General features: G+C 53.1%; 19 protein-coding genes. 9 read left to right on the forward strand and 10 right to left on the reverse strand.

Translation table 11 applies throughout. The features are described 5' to 3' along the window. The first annotated feature begins 85 nt into the window (after positions 1-85). From J0A68_RS01905 to J0A68_RS01925, 5 genes are all read left to right on the forward strand, one after another. Complete coding sequence (locus tag J0A68_RS01905) at positions 86-1216, forward strand: glycosyltransferase family 4 protein (RefSeq protein ID WP_206576493.1); 1131 nt, start codon at positions 86-88, stop codon at positions 1214-1216. Next, a complete protein-coding gene (locus tag J0A68_RS01910; RefSeq protein ID WP_206576494.1) occupies positions 1213-2109 on the forward strand; it encodes a class I SAM-dependent methyltransferase in 897 nt (298 codons plus the stop codon). The genes J0A68_RS01905 and J0A68_RS01910 overlap by 4 nt, the downstream gene beginning before the upstream one ends. Continuing rightward, complete coding sequence (locus tag J0A68_RS01915) at positions 2102-3250, forward strand: glycosyltransferase family 4 protein (protein ID WP_206576495.1); 1149 nt, start codon at positions 2102-2104, stop codon at positions 3248-3250. The genes J0A68_RS01910 and J0A68_RS01915 overlap by 8 nt, the downstream gene beginning before the upstream one ends. Further along, complete coding sequence (locus tag J0A68_RS01920) at positions 3237-4412, forward strand: DUF1972 domain-containing protein (protein ID WP_206576496.1); 1176 nt, start codon at positions 3237-3239, stop codon at positions 4410-4412. The genes J0A68_RS01915 and J0A68_RS01920 overlap by 14 nt, the downstream gene beginning before the upstream one ends. A 224-nt stretch (positions 4413-4636) precedes the next feature. After that, complete coding sequence (locus J0A68_RS01925) at positions 4637-5050, forward strand: OsmC family protein (RefSeq protein WP_206576497.1); 414 nt, start codon at positions 4637-4639, stop codon at positions 5048-5050. 80 nt (positions 5051-5130) lie between these two features. Here the strand turns inward: J0A68_RS01925 and rlmF are convergent, their stop codons facing one another. Genes rlmF through J0A68_RS01950 form a run of 5 tightly spaced genes read right to left on the reverse strand, consistent with a single transcriptional unit; the run spans position 5131 to position 8967 of the window. Beyond that, the gene (gene rlmF, locus J0A68_RS01930) at positions 5131-6078 is read right to left on the reverse strand and encodes a 23S rRNA (adenine(1618)-N(6))-methyltransferase RlmF (protein ID WP_206576498.1); all 948 of its coding nucleotides are present in this window, start codon (positions 6076-6078) and stop codon (positions 5131-5133) included. Positions 6079-6093: 15 nt separating this feature from the next. Further along, positions 6094-6825 (reverse strand): SIMPL domain-containing protein, encoded by a 732-nt coding sequence (locus J0A68_RS01935; RefSeq protein WP_206576499.1) that lies wholly within the window; start codon positions 6823-6825, stop codon positions 6094-6096. 25 nt (positions 6826-6850) lie between these two features. Continuing rightward, positions 6851-7234: a type II toxin-antitoxin system HicB family antitoxin gene (locus tag J0A68_RS01940; RefSeq protein WP_206576500.1), complete on the reverse strand. Its 384-nt coding sequence runs from the start codon at positions 7232-7234 to the stop codon at positions 6851-6853. 6 nt (positions 7235-7240) lie between these two features. Beyond that, the gene (locus J0A68_RS01945) at positions 7241-7429 is read right to left on the reverse strand and encodes a type II toxin-antitoxin system HicA family toxin (RefSeq protein ID WP_206576501.1); all 189 of its coding nucleotides are present in this window, start codon (positions 7427-7429) and stop codon (positions 7241-7243) included. A 56-nt stretch (positions 7430-7485) separates the two neighbouring features. Further along, on the reverse strand, positions 7486-8967 hold the full coding sequence (locus J0A68_RS01950; RefSeq protein ID WP_206576502.1) for a M14 family zinc carboxypeptidase: 1482 nt from the start codon (positions 8965-8967) through the stop codon (positions 7486-7488). An 86-nt stretch (positions 8968-9053) separates the two neighbouring features. Between J0A68_RS01950 and J0A68_RS01955 the strand changes: the two genes are divergently transcribed. Next, positions 9054-10064 (forward strand): dipeptide epimerase, encoded by a 1011-nt coding sequence (locus tag J0A68_RS01955; protein ID WP_206577208.1) that lies wholly within the window; start codon positions 9054-9056, stop codon positions 10062-10064. Positions 10065-10156: 92 nt separating this feature from the next. Here the strand turns inward: J0A68_RS01955 and J0A68_RS01960 are convergent, their stop codons facing one another. Both J0A68_RS01960 and J0A68_RS01965 read right to left on the reverse strand, forming a co-directional pair. Beyond that, positions 10157-10852, reverse strand: coding sequence for a response regulator transcription factor (locus J0A68_RS01960; protein ID WP_206576503.1), 696 nt, complete (start codon positions 10850-10852; stop codon positions 10157-10159). Next, positions 10849-12558: a sensor histidine kinase gene (locus J0A68_RS01965; protein WP_206576504.1), complete on the reverse strand. Its 1710-nt coding sequence runs from the start codon at positions 12556-12558 to the stop codon at positions 10849-10851. Before J0A68_RS01965 ends, J0A68_RS01960 begins: the two co-directional genes overlap by 4 nt. Positions 12559-12777: 219 nt before the next feature. Here J0A68_RS01965 and lysA point away from each other — a divergent pair, with 219 nt between their 5' ends. From lysA to J0A68_RS01980, 3 genes are all read left to right on the forward strand, one after another. Further along, positions 12778-14001, forward strand: a complete 1224-nt coding sequence (gene lysA / locus J0A68_RS01970) for a diaminopimelate decarboxylase (protein ID WP_206576505.1) — start codon at positions 12778-12780, stop codon at positions 13999-14001. A 216-nt stretch (positions 14002-14217) separates the two neighbouring features. After that, a complete protein-coding gene (locus J0A68_RS01975) occupies positions 14218-15258 on the forward strand; it encodes a PorP/SprF family type IX secretion system membrane protein (RefSeq protein WP_206576506.1) in 1041 nt (346 codons plus the stop codon). Positions 15259-15623: 365 nt separating this feature from the next. Continuing rightward, positions 15624-16385 carry a T9SS type B sorting domain-containing protein gene (locus J0A68_RS01980; RefSeq protein WP_206576507.1) on the forward strand — a complete coding sequence of 254 codons (762 nt, stop codon included), beginning with the start codon at positions 15624-15626 and terminating at the stop codon, positions 16383-16385. A 205-nt stretch (positions 16386-16590) separates the two neighbouring features. Here the strand turns inward: J0A68_RS01980 and J0A68_RS01985 are convergent, their stop codons facing one another. The 3 genes from J0A68_RS01985 to J0A68_RS01995 form a co-directional block, all read right to left on the reverse strand. Further along, the gene (locus J0A68_RS01985) at positions 16591-17667 is read right to left on the reverse strand and encodes a porin (protein WP_206576508.1); all 1077 of its coding nucleotides are present in this window, start codon (positions 17665-17667) and stop codon (positions 16591-16593) included. Between the two features lie 3 nt (positions 17668-17670). Continuing rightward, positions 17671-18597: a mechanosensitive ion channel family protein gene (locus tag J0A68_RS01990; protein ID WP_206576509.1), complete on the reverse strand. Its 927-nt coding sequence runs from the start codon at positions 18595-18597 to the stop codon at positions 17671-17673. A gap of 91 nt (positions 18598-18688) precedes the next feature. Then, entirely contained in the window at positions 18689-19174 is a 486-nt protein-coding gene (locus tag J0A68_RS01995; RefSeq protein WP_206576510.1) for a hypothetical protein, read from the reverse strand. Positions 19175-19239 lie beyond the last annotated feature (65 nt).

Genomic DNA, 19239 nt, shown 5'->3' on the forward strand with positions numbered 1-19239 from the left:
TGCTAGGAAGCCTGTAATTTGACGCTGGAATAGACTGGCAATGTCTTTGGTTGAATCTCCGTATCTTTGGCCAAAATCCACCGGTTTGAAAGTTTTACTCGACCTCCAATACCTCAACGTTGCCACCACAGGGATCAAAACCTACATGCTGGAGCTAGCCCAGGGAGTGAGGGATTACCCCCATCCGGAGATCGAGTGGATTTTTACCCATCAGCCCGAGGAGCAGGCCAAAGACCAGACCTACAAAGGCCCCCAGAGCAAAATCCAAAAGCTGAACTACCACCTGGATTATTTTCGGTGGAAGGAGTTTCAGCTGCCCGACCTCGTAAAAAAGCACCAGCCGGATGTGCTGGTCTGCCCGGATTTTGTGTCTCCTGCGGCAAGCCTGTCCTGTAGGCGCCTGACGGTGATCCACGACGCCTTCTTTTGGCAGATGCCCCAAAACTATCCCAAATGGTGGAGAAAATACTTCCTTAGCCTCATCCGCAAAGGCCTAAAAGAAGATACCGAGATCGTCACCACTACCGAATACTCCAAAAATTCACTCCTCCAGCATCTGGGCTCCACAAACCCCATATCCGTGGTCTATCAAGCTCCCAAGCATCTGAACGGGAGCTTTTCTCCCGACTTCCTGGCCCAAAACCACTTGGAAAAAAGAGATTACTTCCTCCATATCGGCACATTTGACAAGCGGAAAAACCTGCCTTTGCTCGTCAGGGCCTATGCGGATTATATGGCAAAGAGCCCGTCGGGGAAAAAGCTGGTACTGGCAGGTGGCCCCGGCCAGAGCAAAGTGATGAACGACCTGCCTATCGTGGAGGAGATGATCCGGGAGATGGGGATGGAAGATCGCATACTCCTCCCGGGATATCTCTCCGACGAAGAGGTCAAGGCGCTCTACGAGGGCGCTTTTGCCTATGTTTTCCCTTCCGAAAACGAGGGTTTTGGCATTCCCATCTTGGAGGCAATGGCCAGTGGCCTACCCGTGATCCACTCCGACCAGCCAGCGCTGATGGAGGTAGCCGGTGGGGCGGGACTATCCTTCTCCGCTGGGGTCCAGTCCGACTTGACGGAAAAAATGGTACTTTTGGAGCGTGAAAAAGACAGGGTAGCCAGTCTAGTCCACGCTGGCCATGCCCGATCCCAAGACTTTTCAACAAAGAAATTTATCACAGCTTTTCAGGAGCTTATCCTCCGCTCGCCACTCGCTTCATGAGGCAAATTACCTGTCCCGTTTGTAGGACTTCCCCCGAAAACCATCCGGAACCCCAGTCCATTTGCCGTTGTGATTCCTGCGGGCTCCGCTGGACTTACCTGCCGCAGGATGTGGATGCCGCAGCGCTCTATTCGGATGAAGTCTATGCCGTGGTGGACAACAGGAAGAGCCTCTTTGAGCGGATCATCTTTTCCGAAGCCAAAAAAGTCCTGCGCCAAGCCCGCAAAATCAGCCCGTCAGCCAGAAAGCTTCTCGACTTTGGTTCGGGAAAAGGGCAGTTTCTGGCCGTGGCCAAGGGGCTGGACTGGGTTGGGCTGGGAGTCGAGACGGCAAGGGAACGAAGTGATTTTGCCCGGGAGAAGTATCGGGTGGACGTCCTGGACGAATACTACCAGGGCGGCGTGATCAAAGCGGGCGACTTTGACTTCATCAGCCTCAACCATGTGCTGGAGCATCTGCCGGATCCCATGGCCTTCATGGGCGAACTCTTGGGGAAAAACCTTTCGCCGGCGGGATTGGTCTATATCGAAGTGCCCCGCGCCGACTCTTGGCAGGCCTCGCTGGCTGGGAAAAACTGGATGCATTGGGACATCCCCAAGCACCTGACCCACTGGACGCAGCCCGACCTTGTCAGGGAATTTTCCAAAATGGGCTATCACCCGGTAGGATTCCGTAGCGTTTCGGTTCATTTGGGTGTCTTGGGGATGGTTCAGGCTTTGCTCTCAAAGCTGGGATACCGGCAGAATCTCATCCTGAGGCTAAAGCAGAAAAAGTCGCTTGGGTTGATGCTGTCCCTGGCCTTGGTGCTGCCGCTCGCGGCAACGCTTGAGGGACTTTCTTCGTTGGTCGCTAGGTCTGGTGTGGTCGGGATTTATCTGAAAAGAAATGGCTAAAGGAGGCAACGTACTTTTTTTGCAGAGCTCCTCCGAGCTCTATGGCTCGGGCAAGATCATTCTGCAGGTTTTGAGGCTGTATCGGCGCGAAGGGTACCATCCCGTCGTCGTGCTGACCGGCCCGGGGGCCCTGGAGGAGCTTCTTCGTGCCGAGGGCTTTCCCGTGTACATCCAAAATCTCGGTATCCTGCGAAGAAGGTATGTCAACCCCTCTGGCCTGATCAACCGGCTCAACAAAAACCTCAAGGCCTACCGCTTTCTGAGTGGGCTGCACGAAAAGTACCGCTTCAGGTCGGTGTACTCCAATACCCTGGCGGTCATCGTGGGCGCGTATTGGGCCAAGCGAAACCAGCTGCCCCACCAATGGCACATCCATGAAATCCTGCCCGGGCCCGCCCCTCTGGTGAAGATGCTTGCCAGCATGCTCGACCATACCACGCCAAAGCCCATCGCGGTCTCCGAGGCCGTAGCCCGCCATTGGCAGCCGCTTTTGAAAAAATCCAAAATCCAAGTCATCCACAACGGGATTCCCTATGGGGAGTTTCTGGAGGAGCATCCCGAGGCCAAAGCGAAGCTGGGCCTTCCAGGGGACCAGGTGGTGATCGGGATGGTGGGCCGGATCAATCCGGGAAAGGGGCAGCTCTTCTTTCTGGAAATGGCGGAGCGCATTGCCCAGAAATTTCCGAACAGCCATTTTGTGCTGGTGGGCGATCCCTTTCCGGGGTACGAGCCCATTTTGGAGGAGATTCAGAGCAAGATCGACGAAAAAGGACTTTCGCGGCGGGTGACTTATTTGGGTTTTCGCAGCGATATTCCCCGGATATTGAAGGCGCTCGATATCTTTGTTTTACCTTCGGTTTTGCCAGATTCATTTCCTACCGTAATTTTGGAGGCGATGGCCTCTGCCAAACCCGTAGTGGCGACATTTTCAGGAGGGGCCGCGGAAATGGTGGTAGATGGACAAACCGGATTTTTGATACCTGTGGGAAATATAGAAAGAGGCGTTGACACCCTTGAGAAACTGATAGTAAGTCCCGAATTGCGAAGGGAACTTGGCGAAGCCGGAAGAGCTAGGGTTTTTTTGGAATACAGTTTGGAGGCTTTCGAGGAAAAAATAAAATCCGTCTATGGCGAAATCTAAGAAGAAACTGAAAGTAGCCATCATGGGTGCTAAGGGCTATCCCTATGTGTATGGAGGATATGATACCATGGTCAGGGAGTTGGGAGAGCGGCTGGTGCACAAGGGAGTGCATGTCAGAGTCTACAACCACCGGGCGCTTTTTCCCCAAAAACCCAGATATGTCAACGGGATAGAATGCATCTATACGCCCGCCATCGAGTCCAAATACCTGACCCAGCTTTCCCATACCTTCTTCTCGATGATCCATGCCTGCCTGTCGGACGTGGATGTCATTTTTGTGGTGAACAGTGCCAATGGCCCCTTTGGGATGATCTCCCGCTTTTTTAGAAAGCCGACGCTGATCAACGTGGACGGCTTGGAGTGGCTCCGGCCCAAATGGCGGGGATTCGGATCCCGGTACTTTTTCTGGGCTTCGCGCATGGCAACCAGGTTTTACGACCAAGTCATCAATGATTCGGTAGAAATGGAGCGGGTGTACAAGGAGCTCTTCAACGCCCAGTCCAAGGTCATCGCCTATGGCGCCAACCCCGTGGAGGACGCGGATCCGTCCTACATAGAAAAATGGGGAATCAGTTCCCAGGAATACTTCCTGATCGTAGGGCGCCTCATACCGGACAACAATGCCGACATCATCATCCGGGGATTTCTCCAGTCAGACTCCAAAAGAAAGCTGGTCATCGTGGGCGACGTGCCCTACCTGGACGACTATGCGACCCTTCTGAAAAACATCGACGATGACCGCCTGCTGTTCTTGGGCTATATCACCGATGGAAACGAACTGGCAGCCTGGTACTCCCACTGCTACGCCTATTTCCACGGGCATGAATTTGGCGGGACCAACCCCGCCATGCTCAAGGCGCTGGGCTATGGATGTGCCATCTTGGCCTTGGATACCCCTTTCAATCAGGAGATGCTTCAAAACGGCAAGCATGGCTGGTATTTCCAGAAGGATGCCCAGTCCGTGAAGGATATCACCGAGGCGGCAGAGAGCACCCCAAAGCGGATGGATTATTTCCGGTCTACTGCGCGCAGCGGCTTGGTGAAAAAATACAACTGGGACTACGTCACCGAGCAATACCTGGAGGTATTTCAGGATTTGGCGGGATTCAAAGTGGAAGCGCCGTCTGCCGAAGAGGGCAAGGTGGAAAAAATGCTTCCCTGAATCGCCATCGCCGAGGCTAAGTGTACATCACCCTTTCTTTTTCGGTTTGCAACAGGCCCACTCTGCGCCTAGATCAGTCCCCAAACTGGAGTCGGCGGAAGTCCGACTTGGCAAAATGCTTTTTTATTGAAGCGTAGAGTCTTAATTTCATCTTGGGAACCGAAACCTTAATCCCCGAAATAGACTTTAAACCTTATCTTTTAACCTCTAAACTCTTTAATCACATGATCAGAAAAGCAACCGCCGTATGGAACGGTAGCGGCAAAGAAGGCAAAGGCCACCTCACCACCGCCAGTACGGTTCTCAACAAAACCCAGTATTCCTTCAACACCCGATTTGAGGATGGCGTGGGCACCAATCCCGAGGAATTGGTGGCAGCAGCGCACGCCGGCTGCTTTGCCATGAAGCTCAGCTTCAACCTCTCCGGAGCCAATTTTCCCCCGAAGGAACTTGAAGTGACTTCCAACATCACCTTCGAAGACGGCACCCTGAAAAAATCCCACCTCGTGCTCAAGGCCTCCGTAGAGGGCATCACCGAGGAAAAATTTGCCGAGCTGGTGAAGGATGCCGAGGAAAACTGCCCGATATCCAAAGCGCTCAATATGGAAATCAGCACCGAATATACGCTGAACGCATAGTCTCAAGCTTTCCGGTCCGTGTCTCCACCGACCGCGGCTAGTATCCAACTCTCCAAGGGTTTTGAACCCTTGGAGAGTTTTTATTTCCACCGATAGTTTTGCCAGGCCTCCTGCTGCTTGGGACTGAGAAAAGTCCAGGCCACGAAGCGGCTATGTTTGTTGCCTTGGGCCATGGAGATGGTTTTTTGGGCGACGACTCCCACGGAGCGAAGCAAGCCTTCGATGGCCTTGAGGTTTTCGGACTTGGACACCAAGGTCGTAAACCAAAACACCTGCCCCTTGAACCGGCTGCTTTCCAGGATCATTTTTCGGATAAACTCCAGCTCGCCGCCAGCTGTCCAGAGCTCCGCCGCTTGCCCCCCAAAGTTCAGTTTTGCTTTTGAAACGGCCTTTCCGGTCAGGTTTTGGATCTTGCGCCTGCTGCCCGCCGCGGCGGCTTCGGCTGATTCGTGAAAGGGCGGATTGCAGAGCGTCAGGTCATACAACTCCTCTTTCTGGACGATTCCCGGAAAAATCGAATCCGCCTGGTTCTGATGCCGAAGCTCGATTTTTTCGGACAAATGTGGATTTTTCTCCAAGATAAGCCTGGCTGAATCCAAGGCTTTCGGATTCAATTCCGAACCGACGAAATGCCATCCATAGCTGGCATTTCCCAGAATCGGGTAAATCAGATTGGCACCTGTGCCGATGTCCAGCACGTGGATTTTTTCCCCCGAAGGGATTTTACCCAAATTGGATCCTGCCAAAACATCGGCAAGATGGTGGATATAGTCCGCCCGTCCGGGGATAGGCGGACATAGAAACCCCGCTGGAATATCCCAAAAATCGATGTGGTAGTGATGCTTTAGCAAAGCGCGGTTCAAGGCTTTGACCGCGGCTGGATCGGCAAAGTCCACCGTCTGGCCACCGAATTCATTTTCGAAAACAAAAGCGCGGAGCTCGGGGCTTGATTGCATGAGCGCATCCAGATCATAGCGGCCCTGGTGGGGATTGCGGGGATGGAGTCCTGCTTTTTCCGGCTTCTTCATCCCCAAAGTTACCAATCAATCCACTTCAAACACCAGCTTCATGGTAATGGAGGCGGTTTTGTTCTTGGCGGAGGTATTGAAAGTGCCGCCCCAGGAGTAGTCTTCGCCGGAGTTTTGCCCGGTGATCTGGAAGATGCCCATGTTGGCCGTGATGAGGTCGCCTAGCTTGGCTTTGGAGTTTTCGGCGATGCGCTCGGCACGGATGCGGCCGTCCTCGGTGGCCTTGGCGACCATCTCGAGCTTCAGCGACTCCAGCTGGGTGTAGTAGTAGCGGGGAGGCTGGGAGTAGAAGGTGATGCCTTGGTTGAGCAACTCGGTGATTTCACGGCTGACTTTCTCGACCTTTTCCACCTCTTTGGATTCTATGACCAGGGTCTGGCTGAGCTGGTATCCGGTAAAGGTCTGACCGGCGTAGTTTCCGGAGGCGGTGTAGTTTTGCTGGTATATGGGGAGGGTCGTCACGGCGTTGAAGACCAGCTGGTCTGCCGGGATGCCCTTAGACTGGAGGTATTGGGTGACCGCCGAGCGATCCCGCTCCAGATCTGCATAGGCCGATTTGAGGTCTTTGCTTTCCCTGGAGAAGTTGCCCTCCCACACGATCAGGTCGGACGTGAAGTTTTGCTCACCCAGGCCGGTGACGTTGACGGTGCCTTGGGGGCGGTTGCGGTGGATGACGGCATTGCCGAGCACGAAGGCCGCAACGACGATGGCGATGGAAAAAAGAATGGAGGAGAGGTTTGTCTTCATTGGGTAGAAAAATTTAGGAGATCGGTCAATTCAAAGTAAGTTTCAGCTCGGAAAGTTCTCTTCCGATTTGGTTGATGCCGGAGACGATGCGTTGGCACTGCGCCTCGGAGGGCTTCTTTTTTCCGCTGACATACTGCGAGAGCAGGGTGGGATTCATACCGATCTTTTCGGCCAATACCCGAGAATTGATTACGCTGTAGTACTGGAAAAATTGCTGAAAATCCAGCTCAAGTTTGATTTGCCCAGCATTGATGGAGGTTTGGCTATCTTCAAAATGCAATTGGAACGCTTCGAGCGAGTTTTCCAGCACCTCATTCATGTTGTCCCCTGTGGTGAACACCGGAAAGTCGGGAGAATAGGCCGAAAAGCCCGTATCCGTTTTCTCCAAAATCATTCGATATTTCTTCATGGCTTCTTACGGTTTGATTCCGGCATCCTTCAGAATTTTGTTTTCCAATCCCTTGCCCATTTCCTTGCTTCCATGGTTGGGAAATATGATTGTCCCAGGCTTCACAGGGTGCTTGAGCTTCAGGTGCGAGCCGGATTGGGAGATCATTATCCACCCATCACGAGTCAGCATTCGCAAAAGTTCTGAACACTTCATTTGAAACAGGAATAGATAGAAAAATAATTCAAGAAGGTAAATAAAAATTTACCTTCTTACAAGATCCTGTTCTTAAACTCCTGTTTCTTCGGATTCGCAAGATCGATCAGGTAGCCATTGACGATGGCATATTTCAGCTGGCCTTCTTTGGCGAGGAAGAAATTGGGAGACGAACCCGTCATCCAGCCGCCTGAGATTTTCTCGGTGCTTTTCAGGACTTGGACGGGCAGTCCGTGGAGCTGACGGGCAGTGCCATTTTTGACTTTGACTGCCAAAAAGCCCTCTTTGAGCAGCTCCAGGGCTTTCTCTTCGGAGATGCTTTCCACGCTCTCGAATGCCTCGGGATAGACTTTCCCCAAGGTGAACTCCAGGCCCGTGGCGTCCAGGGTCTCAAATCCAAAATACACCTGCATGTCGCCCAGATCGTCGATCGCGCCGGAGACATAGTAGCCCTCAGCAGCCTCGGATTCCCGTCTCCGGATCACCAGATCGACAGGATAGTTCTTTCCGTTGACTTTGACCTGCATCTCGTTGATCATCAGATCGACCAGCTGGAGACCGTTGTCCGGGATAGCAAAGTATTGCTCGGTCGTGTAGTTTTCGTATCCCTTGGTGGCGATTTGGTGCAGGGCGTTGAGGATGATCATGAAGTTGATCTTGCGGATTTCCTGCTTTTCCGGATCGTTGGGATAGCCGCCGGACTCGATCAGGATGGTGCTGGTACCCCATTTTTGAATGTTGTCGCCAAAGGCCCGCGGCTCAAAGGCATCGTCGTACTTGCCCACGCCTCCGGGAATCACCTGCTGCAGCAGCTCGTTCATGCCCGCGATGGTCTTCATGGCGCGGCCCCTCACCTCGTTGATGTCGGTCTCGTAGTTGTAGGCAGGTGCCAAAAGCGAAATGGTCGCCTGCTTGGGCGTGTTGACCACGTTGTAGTAGGTCTGCTGGTCGTGGAGATTGAAGCCAAATTCCGGCTCAAAGTCGTCCCTGGCTTTTTTCAAAATCACCGCCTCCGGCGAGATCTGAGAGATGGCATCGCGGTTTAGGTCTATGTCCAGGGAGTTTCTCCGCTTGAAAGCCTCCGCTCCATCCGGGTTGATCATGGGGATAAACTTCAGGCTCAACTCGGAGTTCAGGAGATTTCTCAGCTCGTCAAAGCCGTCGCCTTTTCCCTCCAGGAAGTTGAACAGGTCAAAGAGCGCCATGGTCGCGGTGCTCTCGTTGCCATGCATCTGGGACCACAGCATCACCTTGGTTTTTCCTTTTCCCCAGTCCATCGCCGAGATGCTGCGGCGGTCTACAGACTCGCCGAGTTTCTCGACTTCAAAGGCCGAAGCGTGCCTCTGGATCAGTGGCTGCAGGTCCGCATGCTTGAAGCGGCGATGGGTCAGCGCGGGCTCTTTGTATTGCTCAAAAGCCGACTCCAGCTGGTCAAGCGGCATTTTGGTATAGCCGTTTTGGGCAAAGAGCGCGCTTGTGCTGAGCGCGAGAAGGAGAAAAATCTGGGCAATGCGTTTGTTCAGAAGGGAAAGATTCATAGGGCAATTCAGTCAAATTGTATTAAAACTAGGCATTCGATAGAAATGAATGGTTGTATTTTTGACAATCCTTGAAAAATCATGCCATGAACCTCAGCTATCACGTTTTCGACCTGCCACTCAAGCATACCTTCACCATCGCCCACCAAAGCCGTGACGTGCAGGATACGCTCGTCGTCCGTCTGGAAGGGGATGGCTGCTATGGCTTGGGGGAGTCCACGACGAATCCTTTTTACGGCATGACTATCGACAACATGACGGCATGCCTGGAGCAAATCCGGCCGGTCGTGGAGCGCGGGACTTGGAAAAGCCCGGAAGAGCTTTGGGAGCTGGGCAGGGAGGTCTTTCGGGAAAATCCCTTTGCGCAGTGTGCTTTGGATATGGCCGCTTGGGATTGGTTTGCGAAGCGAAAAGGACAGAAACTCTACGAATACCTGAACCTCGATCCGAGGGACATCCCGACCACCAACTTCACCATTGGCATAGACCGTGTGGAAAAGATGGTGTCCAAAATGAAGGAGGTACACTGGCCGATCTACAAGATCAAGCTGGGTACGGAGGACGACCTGGCCATCGTGCGGGAGCTGAGAAAGTACACGGATGCGGTCTTCCGTATCGATGCCAACTGCGCCTGGACTGCCGAGCAGGCCATCCGCAACTCCGAGGAGTTGGTCAAGCTTGGGGTGGAATTTATGGAGCAGCCCTTGGGCAAAGACGACCTGGAAGGAATGAAGGAAGTGTACAAGCACTCTAAGCTGCCGGTGATGGCTGATGAAAGCTGCATCGTGGAAAACGATGTCAAAAAATGCCTGGGGCTCTTCCATGCCATCAACGTGAAGCTGGTCAAGGCGGGAGGCATCACCCCGGGGCTCCGCATGATCAAGGAGGCCAAATCATTGGGCATGAAAACCATGGTGGGCTGCATGACGGAGTCCTCCGTCGGCATCACGGCTATCGCGCACATCGCGCCGCTCCTGGACTATGTGGATATGGATGGAGCCATGCTTTTGGCTAAAGACCCCGCAAAGGGAGTAGTGATCACGCCGGAGAAGGTGACCTTTCCCGAGGGAAACGGCATCGGAGCGGAGCTGGTGTGACAAAAAAAATCCCGCGACATTCTTGCCGCAGGACTTTCAAAAATCTTTGGTCTAGCATCTTGATACTTGTGTCTAGCTACTAGCTACTTCAATCATCCTTCTCCCACGATCAGCTTGAATCCTTCTCCGTGCACGGTGATGATCTGCACTTTGGGGTCGTCCTTGAGGATTTTGCGGATTTTACTGAGATAGACGTCCATAGAGCGGGCGTTGAAGTAGCTGTCGTCTCCCCAAATTTGCTTCAGGGCATGGCTGCGGTTCACCAGCTTGTTGATCTCTGAGGCGAGGAGTCGGATCAGCTCGTTTTCCTTGGAGGTGAGTTTATGCTTTCCCTCGGGGCCTTCGATAAACTGCTCGTCGTAGTGCAGGACAAAGTCACCGAACGTGTAGGTTTTCAGCGCGCTGACTTCGGAGGACTTTTGGGTGCGTCGCAGGATTGCGGTGATGCGGAGCAGCAGCTCCTCCATGCTGAAGGGCTTGGTAAGGTAGTCGTCCGCGCCGATCTTGAGTCCTTCGATGATGTCGTCCTTTTGGTTTTTCGCAGTCAAAAACAGGACAGGAAGGTCTTCCTGTACCTTTTTGATCTCCCTGGCGAGGGTGAAGCCGTCTTTTTTCGGCATCATGATGTCCAGCAGGCAGAGGTCGTATTTGTCCTTTTTGAATTTGTTCCAGCCCTCTTCTCCATCCCGGCAGAGGGTAGGTTCGTAGCCCTTCATTTCCAGGTATTCTTTCAGGATATCGCCTAGGTTGGGGTCGTCTTCTACGACTAGTAGTCTTGCCTTGCTCATTGTTTTTTGGGTAGGTTGATGGTAAAGGTACTTCCTTTTCCCAGTTCTGATTGCACGTGAATCTCGCCTTTGTGGGCTTCCAGCATGGTTTTCACATAGGATAGCCCCAGTCCAAAGCCTTTCACGTCGTGCACGTTGCCCGTCGGCACACGGTAGAATTTATCGAAAATTTTCTTGATCGCGTCCTTGCTCATGCCGATGCCCTGATCTTGGATCGTCACCACGACCTGGTCAGCGTCATCCCAGGCTTCCACGCGGATGAGCGGATTTTCCCGGGAGTACTTGTTGGCGTTGTCCATCAGGTTGTTGAAGATGTGGGTGAGGTGGAAGGAGTCTCCCTCAATCTGCGGGTTTCGCAGCTTGTTGATGAAGTCGATCTTGCCCCCGCGCTTCTCGATCTGCAGGCTGATGTGGTCCACGGTGCTCTCCAGCAGTTCGGTGAGGTTGATGGGCTCCAGCTTGAGGTTAAAGTCTTTTTTGTCCAAGGCTGCGGCCTGCAGGACTTTTTCCACCTGGGTCACGAGCCTCTTGTTTTCGTCTTTGATGATGCCCAGGTAGCGGGCCCGGAATCTGTCCTGGGCGGATAGCTCCGGATCCTGCAGTGCCTCCACCGCCAGACTGACCGTCGCGAGCGGAGTTTTAAACTCGTGGGTCATGTTGTTGATAAAGTCGTTTTTGGTATCCGAGAGCGCTTTTTGCCGGAGGATGACCTGGATGGCATAGATGAAGCAGGCTATGATGACCAGGATGAAAACGATGGAGCTCGAGATGGGCAGCCAGACTTGGCGTATGACGTGACTGTTTTTGTCCGGGAAAAAGACGAACAGGAAGTTTTCCTTGCCAAGGATGTCGTTGGGAAAAAGCTTTGCCTGCACGCCCTGGCTTTTGAGCCGAACGGGGTCGGCGACTTTTCCAATGGGCAGGACCTCCTCCTTGTCATTGAGCAGACCCAGCTCGAAATCCTGGGAGATGCCTTTCTCGATCAGTTGTTTTTTCAAAAGCTTCTTCACATATCCGGTGTCCAGTCGGTCCAAAATCGCCTGCTGTCCCTCTGCGAGCTCCGCAAAGGCTTGGTTCCAAAGCTCGATCTTCAGGTTGGTCTTGAGGATCTTGTCCAATGCATCGTCGCTGATGTTCACTTCTGCCAAGACACCGATATTGGCCTGGGTCGGATAGCTACGCTGCGACGCTCGCTCTGGCCGGCTCATATAGGCCAGCAGCCGCTCCTTCTCCTCCAGCAGGATCTGCATCTCGTCTGGGGTAAACATCGTCGAGGCAATCTCCGGAGTCATGTAGGCGAAGAAGGTCTCCAGCTCCGAAAGGATGGAAGTGTCCAAGCCCCTGGACTGGAGTATCCTGCGAAACGTGGGGCTGACCTGGGGCCTCGGGTCGGAGAGCATGGTGTCGACCAGGGACGGCCGCGTAAAGGAAGTCACCGGCTCGATGGTGAGCTCGATGGGATCGATTTTTTTGAAAACCGTCTCCTGCAGCGCGGAGTCCTGGATGAGCTTGCTGAGCACCAGGTCGCTGGTTTCACCCTTTTCCAGCTCCGCAATGGTACCGGACAGGGCCTGCAGGACGTTTTGGTCAAAGCGCTCCTGGTTGATCCGGATGGCATTGGTGATCCAGTAGGATTGGAAAGCCATCAAGCCAAAGCTCGCCAGGGACATCAGGACTACGATCAGGGTGATACTTCCTTTGGTCATGGTACAAATTTAGGGCGATTCGGAGGGCAGGCGCATTGCTTAACATGTTTTAACTCAGGCCCTCATTAGCCCTGGGGTAAAATCCAAACAATCAGCGTATTCTTGTGGTAGAGTTACTAGTTTTCTTAATTACACTATATCCAAAAAAAGGGAGGCTTCTTGCTTCCCTTTTTTATTGAATAGGTAACTTGCGCCCTCAAATTCAAAAACCTATTTGCCGTGCCCAATCCTACGCACATCCAAGGCGTGTCGATCGCCTCGCTTGCCGATGAATTCGGAACCCCGCTCTACATCTACGATGGGGAGAAGATCACCTCTCAGGTCAAGACCCTTCAGGAGGCTTTTTCGGCCGTTCCCCTGAAAATCAAATATGCGACCAAGGCGCTCTCCAACATCAACGTCCTCAAGCTGATCCGAAAAGCCGGAGCAGGTGTGGACGCCGTGTCCATCGAAGAGGTAAAGCTCGGAATGATGGCGGGCTACACTGCGGCGGAGATCATGTACACGCCGAGCGGTGTGGCATTTGAGGAAATCCAGGAGGCCGTGGAGCTGGGGATCATGATCAACCTGGACAGCCTGCCCCTGATGGAGCAGTTTGGGCAGACTTACGGCGGCAGCGTGCCGGCGTGCATCCGCATCAATCCCCACATCATGGCCGGCGGAAACCTGAAAATCTCCGTGGGACACAAGGAAAGCAAGTTTGGAATCTCCATCGAGCAGCTTCCGCAGATCCTGGAGGTGGTGAAAAAATACCAGCTGCAGATCGTCGGGCTACATATCCATACGGGATCGGACATCCTGGATGCGGAGGTGTTTTTGAGGGGAGGAAATGTGCTGTTTGAGGCTGCGATCCAGTTTCCGGATCTGAAATTCTTGGACTTCGGAGGTGGATTCAAAGTAGCCTACAAGCCCAATGACATCGCGACGGATGTGATGGAAGTGGGCAAAAAGGTTGGCGAAGCATTCCAGGCTTTCTGTGGGCGCTATGGCAGACAGCTGGAGCTTTGGCTGGAGCCGGGCAAGTTTCTTGTCAGCGAGGCTGGCTACCTGCTTGTCAAGGCTAACGTCGTGAAGGAATCTCCCGCGGTGACCTTTGTCGGCGTGGATACCGGGCTCAACCACCTCATCCGCCCGATGATGTACGATGCATACCACAGCCTTTACAATCTGAGCAATCCCGAGGGGAAAAAGGCCAAATACAACATCGTGGGCTACATCTGCGAGACGGATACAATCGCGTCCCATCGAGAGCTGAGCGAGGTGAATGCCGGAGACTTGTTGGTGATCAAAAATGCCGGAGCCTATGGCTTCAGCATGGCTTCCAACTACAATTCACGGCTGAGACCGGCCGAAGTGCTGGTATGGGATGGAAAGGCCCAGCTGATCCGAAAAAGAGAAAGTTTTGAGGACTTGATCCGAAACCAAGAAATACTTGAATTTTGATACAGAGGCGCCCACCAAGGCGCCTTTGGTATAATTATTGAGTTTTGGTCTGCATCGAGTAGCGAAAAATCGAACTTTTTCGTTGAGACTGGAAATGAAACCGTTGATTGCTAGCCCCAATCCTAAGCCCTGGTAGTTTCATCTTCTTATTTAATAAAAATCAAGTCGGGTATAAAGTATTGATTATAACTTTGTTCCCGGATTGAGGATTGGTCTATGCCAAATAGAATCGTAGGGATATGGGTATTGTTGATCGGGCTCTTGGGTACTACCCAGCTGAGTGCCCAGGACGTGCAGTACTCCCAATTCTACGCCGCCCCACTCTATCTCAATCCCGCACTGACCGGCGCTTCTGAGCTCACCCGCATCGGCGTCAACTACCGAAACCAATGGCCGGGGCTGGACCATAGCTTCAATTCCTACTCGGCCTACATCGACCATTACATTTTTGACTACAACAGTGGCATCGGCCTTATTTTCAATGGCAACCAGGAAAGCATGGCCAACCTGTCCACCAACGAAATCGGCCTGAGCTATTCGTATCGGCTGCGGTTGGGCGAACAGTTTTTCTTTCGCGTTGGTGGCCAAGTCAGCTACATGCAGCGCGACGCCTTCTTTTCGGACCTGGTATTTGGCTCCATGATCGATATCGTCAATGGGAGCGTGGGGAGCATCACCGACGAGCTCAACGGCGTGCCGCTGGACAGCCGACACTCTTTCGTGGACTATGCGGTAGGGGGAATGTTTTACAATGACAAGTTTTGGCTTGGCGCCTCTGCCCACCACCTCACCGAACCCAACATCTCCTTCGTAGATGACCAGACCAGTGTCTTGCCAATGAAAGTTTCCCTCCAGGGCGGATATAAGGTCGATCTTGCCCCGGGCCGGCGAGACTATTTCACCCATGCCTACCAAGAGCGGTCGGTCTCTTTTGCCTTCAACTACAAGCAGCAAGACCCCTTCAACCAGCTGGATGTGGGAGCACAGCTATTTGTGCAGCCGTTGGTTTTGGGTCTTTGGTACCGCGGACTCCCCACCAAAAACAACCTCCCCAACAACGAGGCGGTCATCGCGCTCGTCGGGATGGCCCTCGACAGTGGGCTGGACATCGGCTACTCGTATGACGTGACCACGTCCAAGCTAGGCCAGAAAAACAGCGGCGGAGCCCATGAGATCTCCATCCGGTACACGTTTTTGTGGGGCGACCCCCGATCCAGAAATCAGCGCTCTAGGGTGATTCCCTGCTTTAGGTATTGATTCTGGGGCCAGTATTCCTCCACAGAAAAAAAAATCCGGATTTTTTTTTTGCTCCCCTTCAGATGGGCTGGTTTCATTTTATATCCTGAAAAAAGCATCACCCCGACAGTTTTTTTAATTATAAGACAATTTGAAGAAAAATTAGACTTTTCCAAGTTCTGCATTTTGTTTACAACTCAGAACACCCTGCTTGGAAAATAGAATTATTGAACGCTATTTTCGAAAAGTAGCCTGCTGGATAGAATATCATTTTGCTGCATTCGTAGTGCAAGAAATAATATTCTCAATAACGAGCCGCAGAAAATTCTTTTTGTAAAGCAAAAACCTATAGCCTAAATGGCGAGACAATAGGATTCGGTGAAGAAATGGAAAACAAAGCGTCCCATCTAAAGATCCTCCTGCTGAGCGTCGGCCTGCTGGTCCAAGGTTCGGCATGGGCGCAGTTTGCCTTCAACATCCCCAGCCGGGAAAATGAGCCTGTGGAGAGCTACTCTGCGATCTACGTGAAAGTGGGAGGAAAGCTTGCACTCAATTCCTCAAGCGACAAGGGAAGCATTTTATTGGATGTGGCCGGTGGTGTCCCACCCTACTCGTTCAGGTGGAGCAGCGGCGAGACCAGTAAAGACCGAACCAATCTCAATGCAGGCACCTATACGGTATTGATCACCGATTCAGAGGGATTGGAATTCACGCAGCGTGTGGAGATTCAGCCGCCCTTTTCCCCCCTGCTTGATCCGGCCAAAAAAGGAATACCCGCGGAGTATGGGCAAGGCCTCATCAAGGGAGACGGGGAGTGCTGGACGGATTTTGACTACCGCAAGCTATCGATGGGCGACGAAGTCGATGCCGCCGAGCTGGTGGTGATTCCCGCTGCCTTTTCTCCAAACGGCGATCAGTTCAACGATACTTTCAAGCCAAAACTCCTAGGGATCTCCTCCTATAGTATGGAGGTAGTCGACGCTTGGGGAGAGGTGCTTTTCCATACCTCCAGCCTGGAAAACGAGGGCTGGGATGGTACTTACAAGGGCCAATTGCTGCCTGCCGGCAATTTTCTATATCAAGTCACCTATACCACTCCCGATGGACAGACGGTCAGTCGAAAAGGAGGGATCGCCCTGGTCAGATAGTCCAAAAGAGCAAAGTACGAGTTTGTCACCCTGCTGTTTATCACCCTGTATTGAGCATTCCTGAGCCGCTGGGCTCAGGATGTTCAATACCACAGCTTTGCCTCTCCTATTTTTTTGATATCTGCTCCGCAAACCAAACCAGCCGCTACAATCAAGCCTTCTTTGTGCCCTTGTCGGGAAAAGTGGGCTGGTTTGTAGACGGTTTTTAGTCGAGCGATACTGCCAGCGAGGCGAGGAGGAAAAAGTCTTCTGCCTTGGCAGGAGTGGTGCCCTGATGGATCGGGACTTGTGAATCCAGCCATCTGCCCTCTAGCCTCAGCCATCCCCAATCGCCAAAGCGGTGGTCGAGATTCAAGGAAAAGCCGCCCGCTTCCAAGCCTCCATCGAAAGTTGCGACGCTGATGCCCTGAAATGGGTCGTCAAAATATTCATACCGTATCCCGGAGAAGAGCCGCTCGGAAAGCCTGTACTGCGCGATGAGGGCTATTCCCCACCAGTTTCGGTCGGAAGTGCCCTCCGTCACTCTTTTTCCGACATCCAGCCCGCCGATGACTTTCCATCGCTCTCCCAGCGAAAAGGTCCCGTACATATTGCTGAAGTAGATCGAGGTTTGGGCTTCGATGCTCTGGTCTGTGCCTAGAAAGGTACTCCAGTTCAGTGTCGTGTTTTCAGTTGGGGAGAAGGTGGCCTGGGTGCCAAAGGAAGGTTTGTTTTTCCCCGGAATAGCTTGGATGCGTTGCCATCCATTCAGGTAGAGCAGGGCAAAATACCACTGCTCGCTTTTTTCCCAGCCGAGCCGAATGCCGGTCTCAAAGTAGGGGCTGTTTTCGGCAATCAGTGAGCGGGAGAGCGTGAGGTTGTCTTTGGAGACGGCGCTTTCAAAGCCGATGTGGGAAGGCAGTACTCCGGCGTCCAGCCATACTTTTCCCTCCGTATCGAGAGCCAGTCCCAAGTTCGCCTCATTGATCCAGCGAAGGGCTTTTGGCTCGGCGGCATAGTTGTCCTGCACGTAGCTGCCTTGCTGGAGGCCAAGATTTGCCCTGAAGCGATCCGACTGGTAGGAGGCCGAGACGAGGGCTAGATTGACCGAGGGCTTGTTGTGCCGGGTGTGGTTGTAAAGGAAGTCGAAGCGCTTTTCCGATGTGGGTTCGTTGAAATCGTAGCCGTAGTAGAGGTCCAGAAAGCCGGAAAACGTGAATTTTTCGGACTGGTTTTCCTCCTCCTGGCCAAAGGAGAGAAGCGGAAGCCAAAGGGCTACCAGTGTCCAAGCCCATCTTTTCATTGGCTAGGATTCTGGGGTCTGATCCAGCGTCACCCTCATTTTCGGCAGGCTTTGCGGGTAGTTCTTCTGAAGGAATTCCACCATCTTTTCCCTCACGTGCACGCGCAGATCCCAAGCCGTGGGCGAGTTTTTGGCGGAAACAAGGATGCGGCTTTCGACGGTTTTTTCCGTGGCGTTGGTGACTTGGAGGACTTTGACCTTTTTGTCCCAAAGCTCAGTCTCGGACAGCACTCTATCCAGCTCTTTGCGCAGCTCGTCAAATGGCACCGCATAGTCCGTGTAGAGAAACACCGATCCGATGATGTCCGCCGAGGTGCGGGTCCAGTTTTGGAAGGGTTTGTCCAGAAAGTAGGTCGTGGGCAACACCAGCCGTCTTTGGTCCCAGATCCGCACCACGACGTAGGTCAGGTTGATCTCCTCGATCCAGCCCCACTCTCCCTCCACGACCACGGCGTCCTCCAGCCTGAAGGGTTGCGCAAAGGCGATCTGTATCCCGGCGATCAGAGTGCCGAGTGCCTTCTGGGCCGAAAAACCCAAGATCACCCCAGCTACCCCAGCGGAGGCAAAGACCCCAAGACCGATCTGCCGAATCGATTCAAAAGAGACCAAGATCAGGCCGATGCCGAGCAGCACGATCACGAAGTTGACGATCTTTTGGAGGATGTTGAGCTGGGTGTAGAACTTTCTCGCCCGGAGATTGTCTTCCTGACTGATGTCAAACTGGCGCAGGATGGTGCGCTTGGCAATACCCGAGATGACCAGGAGACACCAGGTAAATCCGGAGATGATCAGCACGGTATTGATGTGTGGCAGCCAAGAAAACACCCCCTCCCAGGACTTGGCGTCCTCGTGAAAGTAGATTTTGGCGGAGGCGAGCAGCAGGGTCGCCAAGAGGGGAAGAATCAGTCGCGTATATTTTTTTCGATACATCGGATGGCAGGGTCAAAAATCATCGGGCACACCGATGGCTATCGTCGGCTGATTTTGGGCATGGGATGAGAAAGTAGGCATTAGCCGCCACTTAGTCAAGCTTGGACTGGAATTGGTCGCAGGGAATCGGCACCAGATTTACCCCCATTCCGTAGTCCAGAGAGTCGATGTTTTGGTATACCGCTACGCCGTCGGCCTCTTGGATTTCCCCATAGCCCTCTCGCCATCCGTCTTCGAAGCGCTTGAACACGACTTGACGTGTGCTGGTATCGCCCTCCGCCAAAAACGTGTACTCCGCGACCAAGAGGGAGTCCTTCAGCGTCCCGTTGATCTGCCCCCAGCTCTTGTCTTTTTCATGGAAAAGATAGGCCAGCTCACCGGTGACGTTGACCTCATCCGGCTGGATTCTGAGTCGGACGGTGTCTTTTCCATTGACATATTGGAAACAGCCCTCGCGGATCTCCGCTGTGGCCACGCTGTCTGGGGAAAAATGGACATCAATTGGGGAATCTTCTTTTGGCCCCTTGCAGGCTGCTGCGGCTAGAATCGCCGCAACCAGTAGATAGGATGCTTTCATGGCTAATTCAGTTGGTTACAGCATATAGGGTACAAAAAAACCGCCAAAGAGGCGGCTTTTGGAAG

The organism is Algoriphagus oliviformis, from assembly GCF_017254915.1.
GTDB classification, from domain to species: domain Bacteria; phylum Bacteroidota; class Bacteroidia; order Cytophagales; family Cyclobacteriaceae; genus Algoriphagus; species Algoriphagus oliviformis.